The 19,572-nt window shown below is 71.3% G+C and carries 23 protein-coding genes; 18 read left to right on the plus strand and 5 right to left on the minus strand.

The genetic code is table 11. The annotated features are described in order from the left end of the window. Nucleotides 1–356: 356 nt before the first annotated feature. On the minus strand, nucleotides 357–953 hold the full coding sequence (locus BLV96_RS30115) for a TetR/AcrR family transcriptional regulator (protein WP_086674705.1): 597 nt from the start codon (nucleotides 951–953) through the stop codon (nucleotides 357–359). Nucleotides 954–991: 38 nt separating this feature from the next. Between BLV96_RS30115 and hisF the strand changes: the two genes are divergently transcribed. The 5 genes from hisF (at nucleotide 992) to BLV96_RS30140 (ending at nucleotide 3,520) form a co-directional block, all read left to right on the plus strand. Then, a complete protein-coding gene (gene hisF / locus BLV96_RS30120) occupies nucleotides 992–1,765 on the plus strand; it encodes an imidazole glycerol phosphate synthase subunit HisF (RefSeq protein WP_086674706.1) in 774 nt (257 codons plus the stop codon). Further along, nucleotides 1,762–2,139: a hypothetical protein gene (locus BLV96_RS30125; protein WP_086674707.1), complete on the plus strand. Its 378-nt coding sequence runs from the start codon at nucleotides 1,762–1,764 to the stop codon at nucleotides 2,137–2,139. The genes hisF and BLV96_RS30125 overlap by 4 nt, the downstream gene beginning before the upstream one ends. Continuing rightward, on the plus strand, nucleotides 2,136–2,498 hold the full coding sequence (gene hisI, locus BLV96_RS30130; protein ID WP_086674708.1) for a phosphoribosyl-AMP cyclohydrolase: 363 nt from the start codon (nucleotides 2,136–2,138) through the stop codon (nucleotides 2,496–2,498). Before BLV96_RS30125 ends, hisI begins: the two co-directional genes overlap by 4 nt. After that, nucleotides 2,495–2,848 (plus strand): DUF1304 domain-containing protein, encoded by a 354-nt coding sequence (locus BLV96_RS30135; RefSeq protein WP_086674709.1) that lies wholly within the window; start codon nucleotides 2,495–2,497, stop codon nucleotides 2,846–2,848. Before hisI ends, BLV96_RS30135 begins: the two co-directional genes overlap by 4 nt. 105 nt (nucleotides 2,849–2,953) lie before the next feature. Beyond that, nucleotides 2,954–3,520 carry a ParB N-terminal domain-containing protein gene (locus BLV96_RS30140; RefSeq protein WP_143051041.1) on the plus strand — a complete coding sequence of 189 codons (567 nt, stop codon included), beginning with the start codon at nucleotides 2,954–2,956 and terminating at the stop codon, nucleotides 3,518–3,520. On the opposite strand, the gene BLV96_RS30145 is transcribed toward BLV96_RS30140, so the two are convergent. Together BLV96_RS30145 and BLV96_RS30150 are read right to left on the minus strand one after the other, a co-directional pair. Further along, entirely contained in the window at nucleotides 3,496–3,684 is a 189-nt protein-coding gene (locus tag BLV96_RS30145) for a DUF397 domain-containing protein (RefSeq protein WP_086674711.1), read from the minus strand. The two genes, BLV96_RS30140 and BLV96_RS30145, sit on opposite strands and share 25 nt — an antisense overlap. An 11-nt stretch (nucleotides 3,685–3,695) precedes the next feature. Next, nucleotides 3,696–4,529, minus strand: a complete 834-nt coding sequence (locus BLV96_RS30150; RefSeq protein ID WP_086674712.1) for a helix-turn-helix domain-containing protein — start codon at nucleotides 4,527–4,529, stop codon at nucleotides 3,696–3,698. Between the two features lie 163 nt (nucleotides 4,530–4,692). On the opposite strand from BLV96_RS30150, the gene BLV96_RS30155 reads away from it, so the two are divergent. Next, nucleotides 4,693–5,649, plus strand: a complete 957-nt coding sequence (locus BLV96_RS30155) for a DUF3592 domain-containing protein (protein WP_086674713.1) — start codon at nucleotides 4,693–4,695, stop codon at nucleotides 5,647–5,649. Here BLV96_RS30155 and BLV96_RS30160 read toward each other — a convergent pair. Continuing rightward, nucleotides 5,630–6,244: a TetR/AcrR family transcriptional regulator gene (locus BLV96_RS30160; RefSeq protein WP_244180590.1), complete on the minus strand. Its 615-nt coding sequence runs from the start codon at nucleotides 6,242–6,244 to the stop codon at nucleotides 5,630–5,632. The two genes, BLV96_RS30155 and BLV96_RS30160, sit on opposite strands and share 20 nt — an antisense overlap. Nucleotides 6,245–6,338: 94 nt before the next feature. Between BLV96_RS30160 and BLV96_RS30165 the strand changes: the two genes are divergently transcribed. The 8 genes from BLV96_RS30165 (at nucleotide 6,339) to BLV96_RS30200 (ending at nucleotide 13,054) form a co-directional block, all read left to right on the plus strand. Beyond that, nucleotides 6,339–7,889: an anthranilate synthase component I gene (locus tag BLV96_RS30165; RefSeq protein WP_086674715.1), complete on the plus strand. Its 1,551-nt coding sequence runs from the start codon at nucleotides 6,339–6,341 to the stop codon at nucleotides 7,887–7,889. 31 nt (nucleotides 7,890–7,920) lie between these two features. After that, complete coding sequence (locus BLV96_RS30170) at nucleotides 7,921–8,448, plus strand: Trp biosynthesis-associated membrane protein (protein ID WP_086674716.1); 528 nt, start codon at nucleotides 7,921–7,923, stop codon at nucleotides 8,446–8,448. 124 nt (nucleotides 8,449–8,572) lie between these two features. Beyond that, complete coding sequence (gene trpC, locus BLV96_RS30175) at nucleotides 8,573–9,382, plus strand: indole-3-glycerol phosphate synthase TrpC (RefSeq protein ID WP_086674717.1); 810 nt, start codon at nucleotides 8,573–8,575, stop codon at nucleotides 9,380–9,382. Then, entirely contained in the window at nucleotides 9,361–10,590 is a 1,230-nt protein-coding gene (gene trpB / locus BLV96_RS30180) for a tryptophan synthase subunit beta (protein WP_167379811.1), read from the plus strand. The genes trpC and trpB overlap by 22 nt, the downstream gene beginning before the upstream one ends. Next, complete coding sequence (gene trpA / locus BLV96_RS30185) at nucleotides 10,587–11,378, plus strand: tryptophan synthase subunit alpha (protein ID WP_086674719.1); 792 nt, start codon at nucleotides 10,587–10,589, stop codon at nucleotides 11,376–11,378. Before trpB ends, trpA begins: the two co-directional genes overlap by 4 nt. Nucleotides 11,379–11,411: 33 nt before the next feature. Beyond that, nucleotides 11,412–11,789, plus strand: a complete 378-nt coding sequence (locus tag BLV96_RS30190; protein ID WP_086674720.1) for a MerR family transcriptional regulator — start codon at nucleotides 11,412–11,414, stop codon at nucleotides 11,787–11,789. Nucleotides 11,790–12,113: 324 nt separating this feature from the next. Next, nucleotides 12,114–12,323, plus strand: coding sequence for a Uma2 family endonuclease (locus BLV96_RS50855; protein WP_244180591.1), 210 nt, complete (start codon nucleotides 12,114–12,116; stop codon nucleotides 12,321–12,323). A gap of 44 nt (nucleotides 12,324–12,367) precedes the next feature. Then, nucleotides 12,368–13,054 (plus strand): peptidoglycan recognition protein family protein, encoded by a 687-nt coding sequence (locus BLV96_RS30200; protein ID WP_086674721.1) that lies wholly within the window; start codon nucleotides 12,368–12,370, stop codon nucleotides 13,052–13,054. Here the strand turns inward: BLV96_RS30200 and BLV96_RS30205 are convergent. Further along, nucleotides 13,007–14,365 carry a type I glutamate--ammonia ligase gene (locus BLV96_RS30205; RefSeq protein ID WP_167379784.1) on the minus strand — a complete coding sequence of 453 codons (1,359 nt, stop codon included), beginning with the start codon at nucleotides 14,363–14,365 and terminating at the stop codon, nucleotides 13,007–13,009. The genes BLV96_RS30200 and BLV96_RS30205 overlap by 48 nt on opposite strands. A gap of 50 nt (nucleotides 14,366–14,415) precedes the next feature. Between BLV96_RS30205 and BLV96_RS30210 the strand changes: the two genes are divergently transcribed. Genes BLV96_RS30210 through lgt form a run of 4 tightly spaced genes read left to right on the plus strand, consistent with a single transcriptional unit; the run spans nucleotide 14,416 to nucleotide 19,174 of the window. Beyond that, nucleotides 14,416–15,843, plus strand: a complete 1,428-nt coding sequence (locus BLV96_RS30210; protein ID WP_244180592.1) for an APC family permease — start codon at nucleotides 14,416–14,418, stop codon at nucleotides 15,841–15,843. Continuing rightward, complete coding sequence (locus tag BLV96_RS30215) at nucleotides 15,840–16,964, plus strand: amidohydrolase family protein (protein ID WP_086674724.1); 1,125 nt, start codon at nucleotides 15,840–15,842, stop codon at nucleotides 16,962–16,964. Before BLV96_RS30210 ends, BLV96_RS30215 begins: the two co-directional genes overlap by 4 nt. Beyond that, complete coding sequence (locus BLV96_RS30220; RefSeq protein WP_086674725.1) at nucleotides 16,961–18,130, plus strand: M20 metallopeptidase family protein; 1,170 nt, start codon at nucleotides 16,961–16,963, stop codon at nucleotides 18,128–18,130. Before BLV96_RS30215 ends, BLV96_RS30220 begins: the two co-directional genes overlap by 4 nt. 18 nt (nucleotides 18,131–18,148) lie before the next feature. After that, nucleotides 18,149–19,174: a prolipoprotein diacylglyceryl transferase gene (gene lgt / locus BLV96_RS30225; RefSeq protein WP_208608362.1), complete on the plus strand. Its 1,026-nt coding sequence runs from the start codon at nucleotides 18,149–18,151 to the stop codon at nucleotides 19,172–19,174. Nucleotides 19,175–19,572: the final 398 nt, after the last annotated feature.

The raw sequence follows: 19,572 nt of genomic DNA on the forward strand, positions 1-19,572 counted from the left end.
CGTGCACTGGATGCGTGCATTAACGTCACCAGGCGACGCGCGCAGTGCGACCCGGCATGTCGACGACTGGGTAGTCGCGAGCATGTTCTACCCGGCGCATCCGCGTGCTAACCGAACGTAATCACCTGGACGTCGAGCGGCTCAATGATCGCCGTAGTTGGTGCGCACGCTCGGCCGCAGGCATCCACGCAGTGGTCGACGTGGGGGATGCCGGACGCGCAGCTCAGGTGGCTCGCCTAAGCGGTTCAGGGAGCCGGTCACCTGTCCAACTGGCCGCTTCTTAGTCTGGCGATGTGAGTACATCGGGACGGGGAAAACCGGCCGGCTCCTGGTGAAAGTAGGTAGATGATCAACCGTTACGGCGGGGGACCGACAGTTTCGCGGCCCTCGAGGTAGTACTGCGCCACCGGGGCCAGCAGCGCCACGATCTCCTCGTCCTCCGCCTCGGCCAGCGGGGGCAGCTTGATCACGTACCGCAGCAGCGCGACGCCCATCATCTGCGCCGCGATGCCCGTCACGCGGATCTTCGGCACGTCCAGGGCGCGCGCCACCTCGGCCAGGACCGTGCGCTCGATGAACTGGCGCATCATCAGGGCCACCTGCTCGTTCGTCGCCGCCGCGCGGAGCATCGCGATGAACGGCGTGCGCCCCTCCGGCACCGCCCACACCGACAGGAACGCCCGCACCAGCCGCTCGCCGACGCCCGCACGAGGGCCGCTCAAGATGGCGGGCACCAGGGTGGCCGGGTTCACCGGGAGGTTCATCGCCGCCGCGAACAGGGCCTGCTTGCTGCCGAAGAAGTGGTGCAGCAGGGCCGCGTTGACGCCCGCGTCGGCGGCGATCCCGCGGACCGTCGCGCCGTCGTACCCCAGCTCGGCGAACCGGTGGCGGGCCGCGTCGAGGATCTTCTCGCGCGTCTCCGTCTGCCCCGGCCGCCGTCCCGCCCGTGCCATCGTCCGAGCTTAGAGGGCGCATGACTACGCTGGTGGGCATGTCTGTCGCGGTGCGGGTGATCCCCTGTCTCGACGTCGACGCGGGCCGGGTCGTCAAGGGCGTCAACTTCGCCGGCCTCCGCGACGCCGGCGACCCCGTCGAGCTGGCCCGGCGCTACGACGCCGAGGGAGCCGACGAGCTGACGTTCCTCGACGTCACGGCCTCTTCCGGCGACCGCGAGACCACCTACGACGTCGTCCGCCGGACCGCCGAGCAGGTCTTCATCCCGCTCACCGTCGGGGGCGGCGTCCGCAGCAACGACGACGTCAACCGGCTCCTGCGCACCGGCGCCGACAAGGTGAGCATCAACACCGCCGCCATCGCCCGGCCGGAGTTCCTCCACGAAGCCTCGCGCAGGTTCGGTGCGCAGTGCATCGTCCTGTCGGTCGACGCGCGCCGCGTGCCCGAAGGCGGCGAGCCGACCGCGTCCGGCTTCGAGGTCACCACCCACGGCGGCCGCCGCGGCACCGGCATCGACGCCGTCGAGTGGGCCGCCCGCGGCGAGGAGCTCGGGGTCGGCGAGATCCTGCTCAACTCCATGGACGCCGACGGCACCAAGAACGGCTTCGACCTCGAGCTCATCGAGCTCGTCCGCAAGGCCGTGCGCGTCCCGGTGATCGCCAGCGGGGGAGCCGGCGCGGTCGAGCACTTCCTGCCCGCCGTGCGGACGGGGGCGGACGCGGTGCTCGCGGCGAGTGTGTTCCACTTCGGACAGTTGAAGATCGGCGACGTCAAGGACGCGCTGCGCGAAGGCGGGGTCGAGGTCCGGTGAAGTCCTGGCAGGCACCCGTCGAGGTGAAGGTCACCGCCGCGCTGCTGGTCGGGCTCCCGCTGGCGTGGGCGCTGCTCGACCTGATCCCGGTGCTCGGCGCCGGGTCGGGCCTCGAGATCTACCGGATGCCCGCGCTCGCGCTCATCCTCGGCGGCGTCGTGACGACCGGGCTCGCGCTCAAGATGGGCAGCGCCCGCATCGGCGGCCTGGTCGTCAGCGTCGTCTTCGCGCTGCTGCACGCGTTCCTCCTGATCGGCGCCGCGCTCTGGTGGAACAAGCTGTTCTCCGGCCTGTCCTTCGCGGGCTACGGCTACGCGTTCGTCCTGTTGAACTCGATGCCGCTCAAGCGGCACATCCTGGGAGTACGGGCATGACCCTGGACGCGGCCGTCTCGGCGCGCCTCAAGCGCAACGCCGACGGCCTGATCGCCGCGGTCGTCGTCGAGCACGCCACTTCGGACGTGCTGATGATGGCCTGGATGAACGACGACGCCCTCGCGGCGACGCTCTCGACCCGCCGCGGCACGTACTGGTCCCGCAGCCGGGAGAAGCTGTGGGTCAAGGGCGAGACGTCCGGCCACTACCAGCACGTCCGCGAGGTGCGGATCGACTGCGACGGCGATACGGTCCTGCTGCGCGTCGACCAGACCGGCCCGGCCTGTCACACCGGCACGCACACCTGCTTCGACACCGAGGAGCGCCTGCTCCTGGCCGACGAGAAAGAGCACGCGTGACCATCGTCGCCGACGTCCTGATCGGGCTGGTCGCCCTGATCCACGTCTACATCGTCGTCCTCGAAATGTTCCTCTGGACGACCCCGCGCGCCCGCGCCGCCTTCGGCACGACGCCGGAGTTCGCCGAGGAGTCCAAGACCCTCGCCGCGAACCAGGGGCTGTACAACGGCTTCCTCGCGCTGGCCCTCGTCTGGGGCCTGATCGCGGACCAGTACCAGCTCCAGCTCTACGGTCTCGTTTGCGTGATCATCGCGGGCCTCTACGGCGCCGCGACGGCCAGCAAGCGGATCCTCTTCGTGCAGGTGCTGCCGGCCGCGCTGGCCCTGATCGCGCTGCTGATCGCCCGCTGAACACCCGGTTCGTGATCTCGCGGCGGTAGTCTCCGGCTTCCTGGGGGAAGGGGAAGCCATGGGCCGCGGTGGGGGAGTGCCGGGTTCGCGGCCGTGTGCGTCATCGTGGCAGGGGGACGAGCCGGGGCCGAGGCCGTGAAGACCCGGCGCCCGTACGCGGAATGGCTGCCGCGGCCGGAGAAGCAGGCGCCGCCGTGGGCGGATCGGGCCACGGCGCTGCTGGACCGGCGGTTCCGGCTCTGGGCGGTGGTCATGGTGCTGGGGATCTTCGTCGCGGTGGCGTGCCTGTTCACCGGCGAGGTGGCGGCCATGATCGTCGGCCCGGTGCTCGGGGCGGGCGGCGTCCTCGGCGCGTTCCTCCCGGAGCGACGCCTGCGCGCGGCACGCCGGACCGGCTGGCGCACGGCCGAAGTGACCATTTCCCTCAACGGGGGCAAAGACAACTACGTGCTGATCGCCGTGCGGTTCGCGGACGGCAGCCGGATCGACCTCTGGTCCCGGCCCGGCAGCCTGACCGTGCCGACGTTGCGGTATCCGCCCAGCCTGCCGGCCATCATCGCCGGCCACGGGCCGGCGATGAGCGTCCTGGTCCCGCCGAACCCGCCGGCGCGCGACAAGCCGGTGCTGTTCGGGGCGCGCGCCGAGACCTACCGGTGGAGGCCGGGGAATTGACCGAGCACCGGCAGGGCGGCTCGCCACGCGGCGGCGGAGACGGTGAGCTGACCCGCGCGCCGGGCCTTGGTGTCCCGCACCCCCACGACCGGCCCCATCGCCACCTCGACACAGTTGTCGTTGGGGCCGCTGTAGGAAGACTTGCGCCACCCGGTCGAGCCCACGATCGCCTCCGTTATCGGGCGGCTTCCCGAAGCAGGGCTTGGGAAGCCTCTTCGCTCAGAGCTAGTCCGCGTAGCACCTTAGCATCGCGCTTGTGGCCTGTGGTCTGGGATTCCTCGTGGAGGAAGGCAGTCGAGCTCACGTGTTCCACCGAAGCGATCGGCGGTGAGTCGGCGAACTCGTAAATATCGAACGGGCCGATCAGTCCGGGGTGGTAGCCGATCCCGGACGGCACGATGTGCAGGCTGATGTTCGCGCGCTCGGACATTGCCAGCAGGTGATCGACCTGGTCGGACATGACCTCGGTGCCGCCGAAGTTCTCCCGGAGGGACTGTTCGCCGATCAGGGCGATGAACCGCACCGGGTCCCGGCGAGTGAGGATCCGCTGCCGATCGAGCCTGATCCGGAGCCGGTTGTCGGCCTGTTCGATCGGTAGCGAGAGCTGGTCCATGATCGAGCGGATGTAATCCGGGGTCTGCAGCAGTCCGGGAATCAGCAGGGGCGACCACGTGGTGATGACCGTTGCCGTGCTTTCCAGGTTCAGCCGGGTGGTGAGGGCAAAAGGGATGTCCGAGTTGCTCGACGCGAGCCAATTGGGTTCCCGGGCGTGCCTCGCGAGCGTCCGGATGCGATCCCGTTTCTCCCCGGTCACCCCGAGCAGCGCGAGGATCGCCGACACGTCCTCGACGCTCGGCAACCGCTGCCCCTTCTCCCACAACGACAGCACCTGCGGCAGGACTCCCAATTTCTCCGCGAGCCTGCGCAGACCGACTTTGCGCGCTTCGCGTTCTTCGCGCAGAGAAGCGGCGAGCGTTCTCGCTGCCGGGCTTGAAGACGTTGGCTTCACGGACGAAGCATACGAATCCCGTCGATTCCCCGAATGCGCGAACGGTGTCAGCGAATGGTGACGCCTGGTCCCTTACACGCCCGAGACGGGCGTTCGGTTGTCTCGTCGTCCTATGGTCTTTCTCGCAGCGTTCACGCGGGCCGCCGCGCCCTAGCATCACTCCATGCGGGCACTCTGGGTGGGCATCATCGTCGTCTTTTCCGTCCTCGCCGGGCTCGGCGCCACCGGCACGGTGTACTCGCTCATCGTCGGCGACGACGATCTACTGGGCAACGCGATCCTCCTGATCGGTGCCACCGCGTTCGCCGTCCTCGGCCGGCACGGGCTGCGGGTCTTCGACCGCGGAGCGCCGGCCGCCGCCCGGGACTTCGGCCGGTGGCTGCCCGCGGCGGATCCCGCCGACGGTGCCCACCCGGAACTGGACGCCCGCCTGCGCCGGTCCGCTCGTCGCGCGACGGGCTTCGCCGTGGGCTGGGCGGTGGTGTTCGCGGCCGGGTTCACCCAGCTCTCCCTGGTCGACGCGGCCGCCGAGGATCTGCTCCACACCGGCTTCCACGAGATCGGCGAGGTGGTCGACGTGCGCCACACCAGAGGCACGACCTACATCGAGGTGAGCCACGGCACCCGGACCGACGTCCTCATCCGGGATTCGGACCGCGACTACCGGGTCGGCGATGAGGTGATCGTCATCTACGACCCGGCGGACCCGTCGCGCGTGCGCACCGCGGACGAACCCAACGAAGGCGACGGCCGGCTCGCCCTCGGCATAGTCCCGATGCTGGCCGCCCTGTTCGGCCTGCCGTTCTCGATCGGGCCGGCGGCCGGCTGGCGGCGCCGGATCCGGGCCGTCGAGCGCACCGGGTGGCGGCGGGCCGGCGTGACCGACGACCAGCTGGGAGGGAGCCAAGGGCGGTACCTGGACGCGGAGTTCCGCGACGGGACGGACGTCACCCTCCGCCGCTCCTGGGCGTTCCTAAACCTCTCGCCGTCGGCCGGCTGGAAGAACCGGCCGGTCTGGGTCGGTGGCTGGGGCAAGACGATGGTCGTGGGGGACGAGAAGGGCCCGTACGTCCTGGCCGCCCACGCGATCCGCGAGCGGGTCAGCCGATCTCGCCCGTGAGGTAGCGCTGCAGGTTCGGCGCCACCGCACGCACCAGGACCTCGACCTCCTCGGCGGCGAACGGCTCGAACTTCGCCACGTACCGGATCATGCCCATGCCGACCATCTGGGACGCGCAGAGCGTCATGCGCAGCGGGACGTCGTCCGAGCCGATCGAGGAGATCAGCGCGGTGAAGAACTTCTGGAAGAAGTCGCGCAGCACGTGCCCGGCCTGCTCGTTGCCGCTGACGCTGCGGATGAGCGCGATGAACACCCCGCCGCCGGCGGCGTCCCACCGCGTGAGGAAGGTGCGGACGATGCGTTCGCCGAGTTCGTCGTCCGGGCCGTCGCGCAGGACCTTCAGCAGGTCCAGGGGGTCGAACGGCAGCTTCAGCACCGCTTGGGCGAACAGGCCCTCCTTGCCGCCGAACCAGTGGTTGACCATCGCGGCGTCGACGCCCGCGCGGGTCGCGATCGCGCGCACGGTCGCGCCGTCGTAGCCGTTTTCGGCGAACACGGCCCGGGCCGCCTCGATCAGCGCCGTGCGGGTGTCCTGGCCGGCGGGCCGCCGCCCGCGGCGGCGCGAAGTAGGCTCGGTGCTGTCGGTGGTGCTCACGGTCCCATCATGACCTACGTCCCCCCTGAATTCAACAATCATTGAATTCAGGGTCCAGGAGAACCCCGACCGGGGGTGCAGCACAATGAGGACCATGGTCAGCGCATCCACCGGCCCCGGCTCGGTCAGCCCCTCCCGCGAAGACTTCCGCGCCCTCGCCGAGAGCCGCCGCGTGATCCCGGTCGTGCGCCGGGTCCTCGCCGACGGCGAGACCCCGATCGGGGTCTACCGCAAGCTCGCCGCCGACCGGCCGGGCACGTTCCTGTTCGAGTCCGCGGAGAACGGTGCCTCCTGGACGCGCTGGTCGTTCATCGGCGTCCGCAGCCCGGCCGCGCTCACCGTCCGCGCCGGCGAAGCGGTCTGGACCGGCACCCCGCCGGTCGGCCTGCCGACCGAGGGCAACCCGCTCGACGTCCTGCGTGAAACGATCGAAGCGTTGCACACCGAGCCGCTGCCCGGGTTGCCGCCGCTCACCGGCGGCATGGTCGGCTACATCGGCTACGACTCCGTGCGCTGGCTGGAAAAGCTGCCCGAGCTGGCCGAGCGCGACCTCGACATCCCCGAGCTGACCATGCTGCTGGCCACCGACCTCGCGGCGTTCGACCACCACGAGGGCACGGTCACGCTCATCGCGAACGCCGTCAACTGGGACGACTCGCCCGAGCGCGTGGACGCGGCCTACGACGACGCCGTCGCGCGGCTGTCCGCGATGACCGAGCAGCTCCAGGTGGCCGCGCCGGCGACCGTCGCCGCGTTCGAGCGGCCCGCGCCGGAGTTCGTCCGCAAGCGGTCCAAGGAAGACTTCCACGCGGCCGTCGAGAAGGCCGTCGAGGCGATCAAGGCCGGCGAAGCGTTCCAGATCGTGCCGTCGCAACGGTTCGAGATCCCGACCGCGGCCGACGCGCTCGACATCTACCGCGTGCTGCGGACGTCCAACCCCAGCCCGTACATGTACCTGCTGCGGCTGGAAGGCTTCGACATCGTCGGCTCCAGCCCCGAATCGCTGGTCACCGTCCGGGACGGCCGCGCGACCACGCACCCGATCGCGGGCACGCGCTGGCGCGGCGCCGACCCGGAGGAGGACGCCCAGCTGGCCAAGGACCTGCTGGCCGACGAGAAGGAGCGCGCCGAGCACCTGATGCTCGTCGACCTCGGGCGCAACGACCTCGGCAAGGTCTGCAAGCCGGGCACCGTGCGCGTCGTCGACTTCTTCCAGATCGAGCGCTACAGCCACGTCATGCACATCGTGTCGACCGTCACCGGCGAGCTGGCCGAGGGCAAGACGGCGTTCGACGCGGTCACGGCGTGCTTCCCGGCCGGGACGCTCTCGGGCGCGCCGAAGGTCCGCGCGATGCAGCTGATCGAGGAGCTGGAGCCGGTCCGCCGCGCGCTGTACGGCGGCGTCGTCGGCTACCTCGACTTCGCCGGCGACGCCGACACGGCGATCGCGATCCGCACCGCGCTGGTCAAGGACGGCATCGCGCACGTCCAGGCCGGGGGCGGGGTGGTCGCCGACTCGGTGCCGGACTACGAGGACACCGAGTCGCTGAACAAGGCCAGGACCGTGCTCTCGGCCGTGGCCGCCGCCCAGACGATGGTGGCGGCGGGCTCCCTCGACCCGGTCGCGGACTCCGCGCATGTCTGAGGAGACCAAGCCGTCCCGCCGTCCACTGTGGATGATCGTGGTCGCGCTCCTGCTGGGCGCGCTCGCGCTGTGGGGCGCGTCACGGCTGACGTGGTTCGCCGAGTTCCGCGACGGCGGCGTGCGCGGCACGGTCCTCTACCGCGAGACCGGCGAGCAGCGCGCGACCGCGCTCGTGCCGCTGGCCCTGCTGTCCCTGGCCGGCGTGGCCGGGGTGATCGCGACCGGCGGCTGGGCGCGGCGCGTGCTGGGCGTCGTGCTGGCGCTGGCCGGCGTCGCCGCGGTCTGGTCCGGCGTCGCCGGGGTGAAGGTCTCCGGCTGGGCCGACGGCCTGCCCGTGACGCAGATGCTGCTGGGCCGCGGCCTGGCCGTGCTCGGGGGAATTCTCGTCGCGGCCGGCGGGTTGGCAGCCGTCAAGGGCGCCGGGAAAGCCGCGCGGCTCGGGGCCAGGTACGCGGCTCCGGCCACCCGGAAGAAGGCGCGGGATCCGGACGCCGAGCTGTGGGAAGCGCTGTCGGAAGGGGAGGATCCGACCGACGTCCGGGGGAGGCATTCGGAGTAACGCGCGCACCCGGAACCGGGCGCTCCAGATGCGGGGGTTAGCATCGTTTCGGCGGGAAGGGGAAGGTTTTTGTGAGCGACCTTGCGAAGGAAACCGTGAGCGCGTACCAGGGCGGGGGCGTCCGGTGACCGTGCTCGAAGACATCGTCGCCGGCGTCCGTGAGGACCTCGCGGCACGCGAGGCCGTGCTGCCGTTCGACGAGCTGAAGATCCGCGCGGCGGCCGCCCCGGCGCCCCGCGACGTGATGTCCGCGCTGCGCGAGTCCGGCATCGGCGTCATCGCCGAGGTCAAGCGGCGCAGCCCCTCCAAGGGCGACCTGGCCGACATCCCCGACCCGGCCGCGCTGGCGAAGGACTACGAAGACGGCGGCGCGCGCGTGATCAGCGTGCTCACCGAGCAGCGCCGCTTCGGCGGCTCGCTGGCCGACCTCGACGCGGTCCGCGCGGCGGTCGACATCCCGATCCTGCGCAAGGACTTCATCGTCAGCCCCTACCAGGTGCACGAGGCCCGCCTGCACGGCGCCGACATGGTGCTGCTGATCGTCGCCGCGCTGGAGCAGAACGCGCTCGTCGCGCTGCTCGACCGCGTCGAGTCGCTGGGCATGACCGCGCTGGTGGAGATCCACAACGCCGAGGAGGCCGACAAGGCCCTCGAGGCGGGCGCCAAGGTCATCGGCGTCAACGCGCGCAACCTGCACACCCTCGAGGTGGACCGGGACGTCTTCTCGCGGCTGGCTCCCGGCCTGCCGATGGACGTCTACAAGGTCGCCGAGTCGGGCGTCCGCGGGCCGGGCGACCTGATGTCCTACGCCGGCCACGGCGCCGACGCGGTGCTGGTGGGCGAGGGGCTCGTCGCGTCCGGCGACCCGAAGGGCTCCCTGGTCAAGCTGGTCACCGCCGGTTCCCACCCCGCCTGCCCGAGGCCTTCGCGGTGACCGCTGAGCACGACAAGCACGACCCGGACGAGCGGGGCTACTACGGCCCGTACGGCGGGCGGTTCATGCCGGAGGCGCTGATCGGCGTCGTCGACGAGGTCGCGGCCGAGTACGAGAAGGCCCGCCACGACCCGGACTTCGTGAACGAGTTCGATCGCCTGCTCCGCGAGTACGCGGGCCGTCCGTCGCTGCTCACCGAGGCCAAGCGCTTCGGCGAGCACGCTGGCGGCGCACGGGTGTTCCTCAAGCGCGAGGACCTGAACCACACCGGCTCGCACAAGATCAACAACGTGCTGGGCCAGGCGCTGCTCACCAAGCGGATGGGCAAGAAGCGCGTCATCGCCGAGACCGGCGCGGGCCAGCACGGCGTCGCGACGGCCACCGCGTGCGCGCTGCTCGACCTCGACTGCGTCGTCTACATGGGCGAGGTCGACACCGAGCGCCAGGCGCTGAACGTGGCCCGCATGCGGCTGCTCGGCGCCGAGGTCATCCCGGTCAAGACCGGGTCGCGGACGCTCAAGGACGCGATCAACGAGGCCCTGCGCGACTGGGTGACCAACGCCGACACCACGCACTACCTGTTCGGCACGGCCGCCGGCCCGGCGCCGTTCCCGACGATGGTCCGCAACTTCCACCACGTCATCGGGGAAGAGGCCCGGTCGCAGATCCTGGAGCAGGCGGGACGGCTTCCCGACGTCGTCGCGGCTTGCGTCGGCGGCGGGTCGAACGCGATCGGCATCTTCTCCGGCTTCTACGACGACCCGTCGGTGCGGCTGGTCGGCCTGGAGCCGGGCGGCGAGGGCATCGAGGGCAACCGCCACGGCGCGACGCTGACCAAGGGCACCCCGGGCAACCTGCACGGCGCGATGACGTACCTGCTGCAGGACGAGGACGGCCAGACGGTCGAGTCGCACTCGATCTCGGCCGGGCTGGACTACCCCGGTGTCGGCCCGGAGCACGCGTGGCTCAAGGACACCGGCCGCGCCGAGTACCGGCCGGTCACCGACGCCGAGGCGATGGACGCGTTCAAGCTGCTGTCCCGCACCGAAGGCATCATCCCGGCGATCGAGTCGGCGCACGCGCTGGCCGGCGCGCTGGTGCTGGGCCGCGAACTGGGTCCGGACGGCCTGATCGTCGTCAACCTTTCGGGCCGCGGCGACAAGGACATGGACACGGCGGCGAAGTGGTTCGGGTTGGTGGACAAGTGAGCGGGCTCGACGATCTCTTCGCCGGTACGCGGGCGGAGGGGCGCGGCGCGCTGATCGGCTACCTCCCGGCGGGCTTCCCCACGGTGGACGGCTCGAAGGACCTCATCGCGGCGTGCGTCGACGGTGGTGCGGACCTGATCGAGGTCGGCGTCCCGTATTCGGACCCGGTGATGGACGGCCCGACGATCCAGGCCGCGTCGGTGACCGCGCTGGACAACGGCTTCCGCCTCAAGCACTTGTTCGAGGTGGTCGAGTCGGTGTCGGCGCGTGGCGGCCGCGCGGTCGTCATGACGTACTGGAACCCGGTGAACCGCTACGGCGTGGACCGCTTCGCGCGTGACCTCGCTTCGGCGGGCGGCCTCGGCCTGATCACGCCGGACCTGATCCCGGACGAGGCCTCGGCGTGGATGACGGCCTCTGAGGAGCATGGTCTGGACCGCACCTTCCTGGTGGCGCCGTCGTCGTCGGAGGAGCGGCTCGCCCTCACGGCGTCGGCGTCCTCGGGGTTCATCTACGCGACCGCGGTGATGGGCGTGACGGGCGCGCGCGACCAGGTCGGCGCGGGCGCGGAGGCGCTGGTCCGCCGCACGCGGGCGCACACTTCGCTCCCGATCGGTGTCGGGCTGGGCGTGCGTTCGGGCGACCAGGCGGCCCAGGTGGCGTCGTTCGCGGACGCGGTGATCGTCGGATCGGCCCTGGTCACGGCGGCGGCCGAAGGTCCTTCGGGCGTCCGTGCGCTGTCGGCGGAACTGGCCGACGGCGTGCGCCGGGCGGTCACTCCGGCTTGACCCGGAGCCCACTCCAGGTGTCACTCTGGATCGGTGACGTCCTACACCCCGGCCCAGGTGACCGAAAAGACCGGTTTCACGATCGACACGCTGCGCTACTACGAGCGCATCGGCTTGCTCCACGAGGTCGGCCGCACCGCCGGTGGCCGGCGGTTCTTCACCGAGCAGGACGTCGAGTTCCTGCAGTTGCTCCGGTGTCTGAGGTACACGGGCATGCCGGTGGCGGAGATGCTGCGGTTCGTCGAGCTCCTGCGATCGGGTGAAGCGACGCGCGAGGAGCGGGTCGAGGTGCTGCGCGAGCACGAGGCCCGGGTGGCGTCGCAGATCGCCCGGTTGAAGGAGCACCAGGAGCACATCCAGTTCAAGATCGAGCTCTACAGCGGCGCCGGTCAGCTGGCTTCGGCGGGCTAGAGCTGCGCTGTTCTGCCGGTGTGACCCCTTCACCTGAACCAGAACTGTCGGTGGCGGTCCGCATACTCCTCGTGTGATGATCCACCACGCGTTCCTCCCGCCGCCAAGACCGGACGGCTGGACAGCGGACGACGTTCTCGCCCTGCCCGAAGAACAGACCATGCTTCTCCGGATCGAACTCGTCGACGGGATGCTGCTCGTCAACCCATGGCCAGGACTGGAACACCAGCGGCTTCTGGGGAAGCTCCAATCCGCCTGCGCGCCCGCAATGCCGGACGGCGCCGAGTCGCTGCCCGGGGTGAACGTCCGCCTCGCGGCGCAATCGTGTCGCCTTCGACGAAGATGCAGGACCGGATCCTCAAGCGCGCCCTCTACGCCGAGGCGCTGATCCCGTTCTACCTCCTGGTGGAACCCGGCGAACAGAACACCGCGACCCTGTTCGAACTCCAAGGTGACGAGTACGAGCCCATCGCCAAGAGCGAGAACGGCGAACTCCACCTCACCCGTCCCTTCGAGGTCACCCTCCGCCTCTGAGCCCTTTGTACGAAAGCTGTACAGCGCCGCGGGAAAGTCCACTCATGGACATCGCACCCCTTCCGCGACGCACCTTCCTCCGCGGCGCCGCCGGCCTGGCCGCCGCGGGCGCCACCGGACTGCTCCTCCCTCAAACAGCCCGAGCGCAAGGACAAGAACCCCGGATCTACTCCTGCGCCGAATGGGGAGCCCGCCCGCCGGCCGATGCCCTCACCACCCTCGACCACCCCGCGAACCGCGTCCTCATCCACCACATCGCCTGCCCGAACAGCACCGACTACTCCCTGGCCCACGCCTTCCAGGTCGCCCGGGACGACCAGCACGACCACATCGACAACAACGGCTGGTCCGACACCGGCCAGCACTTCACCGTCAGCCGCGGCGGGTACCGGCTCGAAGGGCGCCACGGCAGCCTCGACGCGCTCAAGAGCGGCACCACCATGGTCCAGGGCGCGCACTGCCCCGGCCAGAACACCAACGCCATCGGCATCGAAAACGAAGGCACCTACACCAGTGTCGAGCCGCCCGAAGCGCAGTGGGCTTCGCTCGTCGTCTTCTGTGCCTACATCTGCCGTCAGTACGGCATCGGCGTCGACGAGATCAAGGGCCACCGCGACTTCTACAACACCGAGTGCCCCGGCGATCGCCTCTACGCGAAGCTGCCCCAGCTCAGGGACGAAGTCTCAATGGAGGTAGCGCATCAGCGCGCACAGCTCGCCGGGCGGCAGTGAGCCCAGCCGGGCGATCTCGCCGCGGCGCACGTCCATCACCGTCGTCGCGAACTCCGCGCCGAACGCCGAGGTCAACGCCGAGTCCGCCTCGAACGCCGTCACCGCGTCCGCCAGCGACGTCGGCAGGCGGACCGCCGAGGGGAGCGTCCCCGGGTCGACGTCCACCGGCTCCGGCAGCGACGCCTCCTCGGAAAGCCCGGCCAGGCCCGCGAACAGCAGCGCCGCCACCACCAGGTACGGGTTCGCCGTCAGGTCGAAGCACTTGACCTCGAAGTTCGCCGCCCGGTCGCGCTGCCCGGCCGGGCCCTGCACCAGCCGCAGCGGCGCCTCGCGGTTCTCCAGGCCCCACACCGAAAACACGCCGGCCCAGTGGTGCGGTTCGAGACGCAGGTAGCTGACCACCGACGGCGCGCCGATCGCCAGCAACGCCGGCAGCCGCGCGAAGATCCCCGCGCCGAACGCCTCCGCCGTCGGCGTCAGGCCGAACCGGCCGTCGCCGCCGGCGCACAGGTTCCGGTCGCCGTCCCAGAGGCTCAGGTGGACGTGGCCGCCGTTGCCCACGCCGTCCGGGGAGAACTTCGGCGTGAACGACGCCCGCAGCCCGTGCTGCTCGCTCACCATCCGGATCGTCTCGCGCGTCAGCACGGCGATGTCCGCCGCACGCACCGGGTCGTCCGGCGCCACCGACAGCTCGAACTGCCCGGCCGCGTACTCGGGGTGGATCTGTTCCACCGTCACGCCTTGAGCGGACAAAGTGGACACCAGCGCGCGCAAGTACGACGCCTGCGAGGACAGCCGCGCGAAGCCGTAGGCCGGGCCCGCGGTGGCCGAACGCGGGTCGTCCGGCGCGTCCGCCGCCGTGATCACCCACTCGATCTCGAACGCCGTCCGCACGTTGTAGCCGAGCGCCGCCACCCGCGCCGCCGCGGTCGCGGCCAGCGCCCGCGCGTCCTGCGGGTGCGGCTCGCCTTCGGTGTCGAACTTGCGGACCGGCGCCCACGCCCAGCCCGGCTGCGCGGCCAGCGGCACGAGCGCGTCGAGGTCGGGGTGCAGCCGCAGGTCGCCCACCGGACCGCGCGAGTACGTCCCGTCGGTGATGTCGTCGGTGGCCAAAAAGAAGTCGAACGAGTTGGACGCGCCGACCCCCCACGCCGCCGCCGACCACAGCCGGTCCACCGGGACGGCCTTCACCCGCGCGATGCCGCTGTTGTCCACGAAGGTCAGCGCGACGAGCTCGACGCCGGCCGCGCGCAGGGCGTCCGCCCGCAGTGCGCCCTGTTGTGCGAGTTCCGCCCGATCGAGCTGGCTCATCCTGCTCCCGTCGATGTTCACTGAGTACCTTGAGAAAAGAGGTGGAGATCGTGTCAGACACCGTCGAAACCCGTCCAGGGCTGCGCCGCTCCCTCTCCGTCTGGCAGGCCGTCGGCCTGTCGGTGGCGTTGATGGCCCCCAGCATGGCTGCCAACATCAACCCCCAGCAGACCGCGGCCGCCGCCGGCCGCGCCGTCCCGCTCGCCTTCCTCCTTTCGGCGGTCGGCGTGCTGCTGGTCGCCTACGGCTTCGTGAAGCTTTGCCAGCACTACCAGCACGCGGGATCGGTGTACGCGTTCGTCGGCGCGACGCTCGGCTCGCGCGCCGGCGTCGTCTCCGGCATCGGCCTGCTCGGCACGTACACGTTCTACGCCGTCGTCACGAGCTCGGCCGCGGGCACGCTCGGCACGGCCTTCCTGACGCAGGTGGGCATCTGGCCGGACCCCCCGTCCTGGGGGCCGTTCGTGCTGACGGCCGTGGCGCTGATCGGCGCCTGGCTGCTGTCGGTGGTGCCCGCGCGCCGCGGCACGAGCACACTGCTCGCCGTCGAAGGCGCGACCATCGCGGTGATCCTGCTGGTCACGGTCGTGATCCTGGTCCGGCTGCTGGCCGGGAACGCCCCTGGCCAAGCGCGGTTCACGATGGACGTCTTCGTCCCGGAAACCGGCCTGTCCGGGGTGTTCCTCGGCGCGGTCTTCGGCTTCCTGTCCTTCGCGGGGTTCGAGGCGGCCGCGACGCTCGGTGAGGAGACCCACGACCCGAAGCGCAACATCCCGCGCGCGATCCTCGGCACGGCGATCTTCGGCGGCATCTACTTCGTCGTGGTCACGGCGGTCGAGATGATGGCGTTCGGCACGGACGCGACGGCGTTCCACGACTCGCCGTCCCTGCTCGGCGACCTCGGCAGCCGCTACGCGGGCGCGTGGGTCGGCGACGTGATCAGCGTCGGGGCGGCGATCAGCGCGTTCGGCTGCTGCCTGGCCTGCGTGGTGGGCGGCTCGCGGCTGTTGTACGCCCTGGGCCGCGACGCGGGTGGCGGCCTCGGCCGGACGTCCTCGCGGGGTACGCCGGTGGCCGCGGTGACGGCCGTGACCGCGGCGGCGGTCCTGATCATCGGAGTGTGCGGGCTGTTCTTCGGCGCGACGGCGTCGGACACGTTCGCGTGGAGCGGCTCGATCGGGACGCTGATCCTGCTGGTGATCTACCTGCTCACGACGATCGGCGCGATCCTGCTCCTGTTCGTCAAGCGCCGGCTGCGCGTGCCGGCGTGGCACCTCGTGTTCCCGATCGGCGCGCTGGCCGTGCTCGGCTACACGGTTTACGTCAACGTGGTGCCGTACCCCACCGAGGGGCCGGCGCGGTGGTTCCCCGTGGTGGCCGGTGCCGTCCTGGTGCTGGCGGTGATCTTGGTGCTGTCGGCGCCCGGGTTCGCTCGTAGGGTGGGGGAGAGGCTCACGAGTGTGGACGGAGGCGCATGACCGACCTGCTCCCGTTCGTCGCGGACCTGCCGCTGGTGGACCACCACTGCCACGGCGTCGTCACCCGTGACGTGGCCCGCGCGGACTTCGAGGCGATGCTGACCGAGGCGGACACGACGTCGTCGCTGGGCACCAGCCTCTTCGACTCGCTGATCGGGCTCGCGGTGCGCGCACGCTGCGCACCCGTGCTCGACCTGCCGGAACACGCTTCGGCGGAGAGCTACCTCGACCGCCGCGCCGAACTGGGCGCGGCCGAGGTGGCGCGGCGGTTCTTGCGAGCCACCGGCACGACGGACTTCCTGCTGGACGGCGGTTTCCGGCCCGACGCGCTGACCACGACCGGCGAATTCGCGGAGCTGGCGGGCACCCGCGCGCACGACGTCGTCCGGCTGGAACAGGTCGCCGAGCACGTCAGCCGCGGCAGCACGGCGCAGGGGTTCGCCGCCGCCTTCGCCGATGAGCTGGGGAAACGCGCCGAGACCGCCGTCGGGTTCAAGTCGATCGCGGCCTACCGCGTCGGCCTCGGCCTCGCGGGGGAGCGGCCGTCGGCGGCCGAGGTGGAAGCTGCCGCCGGGCGGTGGCTCGGCGCGGGCGGCGGCCGGCTGGCCGACGAGGTCCTGCACCGGTTCCTCGTCTTCACCGGGCTGGACCTCGGGCTGCCGGTGCAGTTCCACGTCGGCTACGGCGACTCCGACGTCGACCTGCACCGCTGCGACCCGCTGCACCTGACCGGGCTGCTGCGCGCGACCCGCGACCGCGGCGTGCCGATCCTGCTGCTGCACAACTACCCCTTCCACCGCAACGCCGCGTACCTGGCGCAGGTCTTCGAGCACGTGTTCGTGGACGTCGGGCTCGCCACCCACAACGCGGGGTTCCGCGCGCCGGCGATCCTGGCCGAGCTGCTGGAGATCGCGCCCTTCGGGAAGGTCCTCTTCTCCACCGACGCGTTCGGCCTGGCCGAGCTGTACCACCTGGGCACGGCCCTGTTCCGGCAGGGACTTTCGGACTTCGTGCGCGCCGGGCTCGACGCCGGCGCGATGTCCGAAGTGGACGCCGTCCGGCTGTGTGCTTTGGTGGGACACGAGAACGCGAAGAGGATCTACCGCTGGGAGCGCGCGTGAACGACCTTTGGGGCCGGTGGACGAAGGCCATCGACGAAGAACTGCCCGCGGCGATCGACCTCCGGCACGCGGTGCACGCCGACCCGCGCGGCTCCGGTGACGAGGAGGACACCGCCCGCCTGGTGGCCCGCGCGCTCGGCGCCGGTGACGGCACGCGCGTCGCCAAGACCGGCCGGGCGATCCCGCTGCCCGGCGGCGACGGCCCGGTCGTGGCGTTGCGCGCGGAGCTCGACGCGTTGCCCGTGCTGGAAGGCACCGGCGTGCCGTGGGCGTCGGGCAACGAGTTCATGCACGCGTGCGGCCACGACGTCCACCTCGCCGCGCTGGTCGCCGTCTGCCGGGCGGCCCTGCGCGTCGGCGTCCCGCGGCCGATCCTCGCGCTCCTGCAGCCGCGGGAAGAGACGTCGCCGCCCGGCGCGCTCGACATCGTCGAGTCCGGGGTGCTGGCCGAGGCCGGGGTGGACGCGGTGATCGGCGCGCACGTCCAGCCGCGGCTCGCGCACGGCGTCGTCGCGGCGGTGCCCGGCCCGGTGAACGCGTCCACCGACGAGTTCGAGGTGACCCTGCACGGCCAGGGCGGCCACGCCGGCTACCCGCAGCTGCTGCGCGACCCGATCCTGGCGCTGTCCCAGCTGGTCGTGAGCCTGCAGCAGCTCGCGTCGCGCCGGATCGACCCGGTGTTCGGCGCGGTCTGCTCGGTGGGCCGGATCCAGGGCGGCGCGGCGGCCAACGTCGTCCCGAACAGCGCCAGCGCGTTCGGCTCGCTGCGGCTGATGCGCGCGAAGGACCGCGAGCGCGCGCTGGAGACGCTCGCGGAGATCGTGCACGGCACTGCGCGGGCGTACGGCTGCACCGCCGAGCTGGAGATCAGCCCGTGTGAGCCGGTCCTGGACAACGACCCGGCGCTGGCGACGGGAGCACAGCGCTGGCTGAGCCACGGCGGCTTCGTCGTCGACGACCAGTTCCGATCGTTCGGCGCCGACGACTTCGCCCACTACTGCGGCGGCGGGACGCGCGGCCTGATGCTGTTCGTCGGCCTCGGCGACACCGCGGGCGTGCCCAGCCTGCACGACGAACGGTTCCTCCCGCGCGACCAAGCCGTCGTCCAGGTGGCGCACGCGCTGGTGGCGGGGTACCTGGCCGCCTTGGAGGCTCCGGCGCCTTAGCGCTACGGTGGCCGCGTGATGAGCGCCTACCTCGCGACGATCCCGAGCCCCGACCAGGGCGTCTGGCACCTGGGGCCGATCCCGCTCCGCGCGTACGCCCTGTGCATCATCGCCGGCATCATCGTGGCGATCTGGTGGGGCGAGCGGCGCTGGGCCGCCCGCGGCGGCACCAAGGGCACGGTCATCGACATCGCCGTGTTCGCCGTGCCGTTCGGCCTGGTCGGCGGCCGGTTGTACCACGTCATCACCGACCCGGAGCTGTACTTCACCGAGGGCAAGAATCCCTGGAACGCGCTGGCGATCTGGGACGGCGGCCTCGGCATCTGGGGCGCCATCGCCCTCGGCGCGGTGGGCGCGCTCATCGCCTGCCGCCGCAAGGGCATCCCGCTGCCGGCGATGGCGGACGCGATCGCCCCGGGCATCGTCGTCGCGCAGGCCATCGGCCGCATCGGCAACTACTTCAACCAGGAGCTCTACGGCGCGCACACGGACCTGCCGTGGGGCCTGGAGGTCTACCAGCGCTTCAACCCGGAGGACCCGGACAACCTGCTGAACGGCGTCGCGACGGGGCACATCCCGCTGCCGGAGAGCCCGGTCCACCCGACGTTCCTGTACGAGCTGATCTGGAACCTGCTGGTCGCGCTGCTGGTGGTGTGGGCGGACCGGCGCTTCAAGCTCGGGCACGGGCGGGCGTTCGCGCTGTACGTCGCCGGGTACACGGTGGGCCGCGGCTGGATCGAGATGATGCGGACCGACACCGCGAACCACATCCTCGGGCTGCGGGTGAACGTGTGGACATCGATCCTGCTGTTCGTCGCGGCGGTGGTGTACTTCGTGCTGGCGGCCAAGCGGGGGCCGCGGGAGCTGCCGGAGACGCTGCGGAGCAAGGACGCGGTCGGTCCGGACGAGACGCCTCTTGCGGAGGGCTCGGAGGATTCGGAGCCCGAGCACGCGAAGGTGGCGGCCGAGGCCCCGGCGGCGGAGAAGCCCGCTTCTTCCGAGGACGCACCGGCCGAGGAGCCGAAGAAGACCGACGAGAGCTGAGCGCTTTCCCGAAGGCCATCACCGGACGATCGGTGGTGGCCTTCGTCGTACCCGCCCCGCCCCAAGCGCCCAATGTGGCCTTGGTTGCGTCTCACGCACCGAAGGCCACTTTGGGGCGCTGGCAGCCGGCCAACAACGCCGGGCTTGGGCGCCGCCAACAACGCCGGGCTGGCGCCGGGTTTGGGCGCCGCCAACAACGCCGGGCTGGCGCCGGGTTTGGGCGCCGCCAACAACGCCGGGCTGGCGCCGGGTTTGGGCGCCGCCAACAACGCCGGGCTGGCGCCGGGTTTGGGCGCCGCCAACAACGCCGGGCTGGCGCCGGGTTTGGGCGCCGCCAACAACGCCGGGCTGGCGCCGGGTTTGGGCGCCGCCAACAACGCCGGGCTGGCGCCGGGTTT

The sequence above is a fragment of the Amycolatopsis pretoriensis genome (assembly GCF_900107925.1).
GTDB lineage: Bacteria > Actinomycetota > Actinomycetes > Mycobacteriales > Pseudonocardiaceae > Amycolatopsis > Amycolatopsis pretoriensis.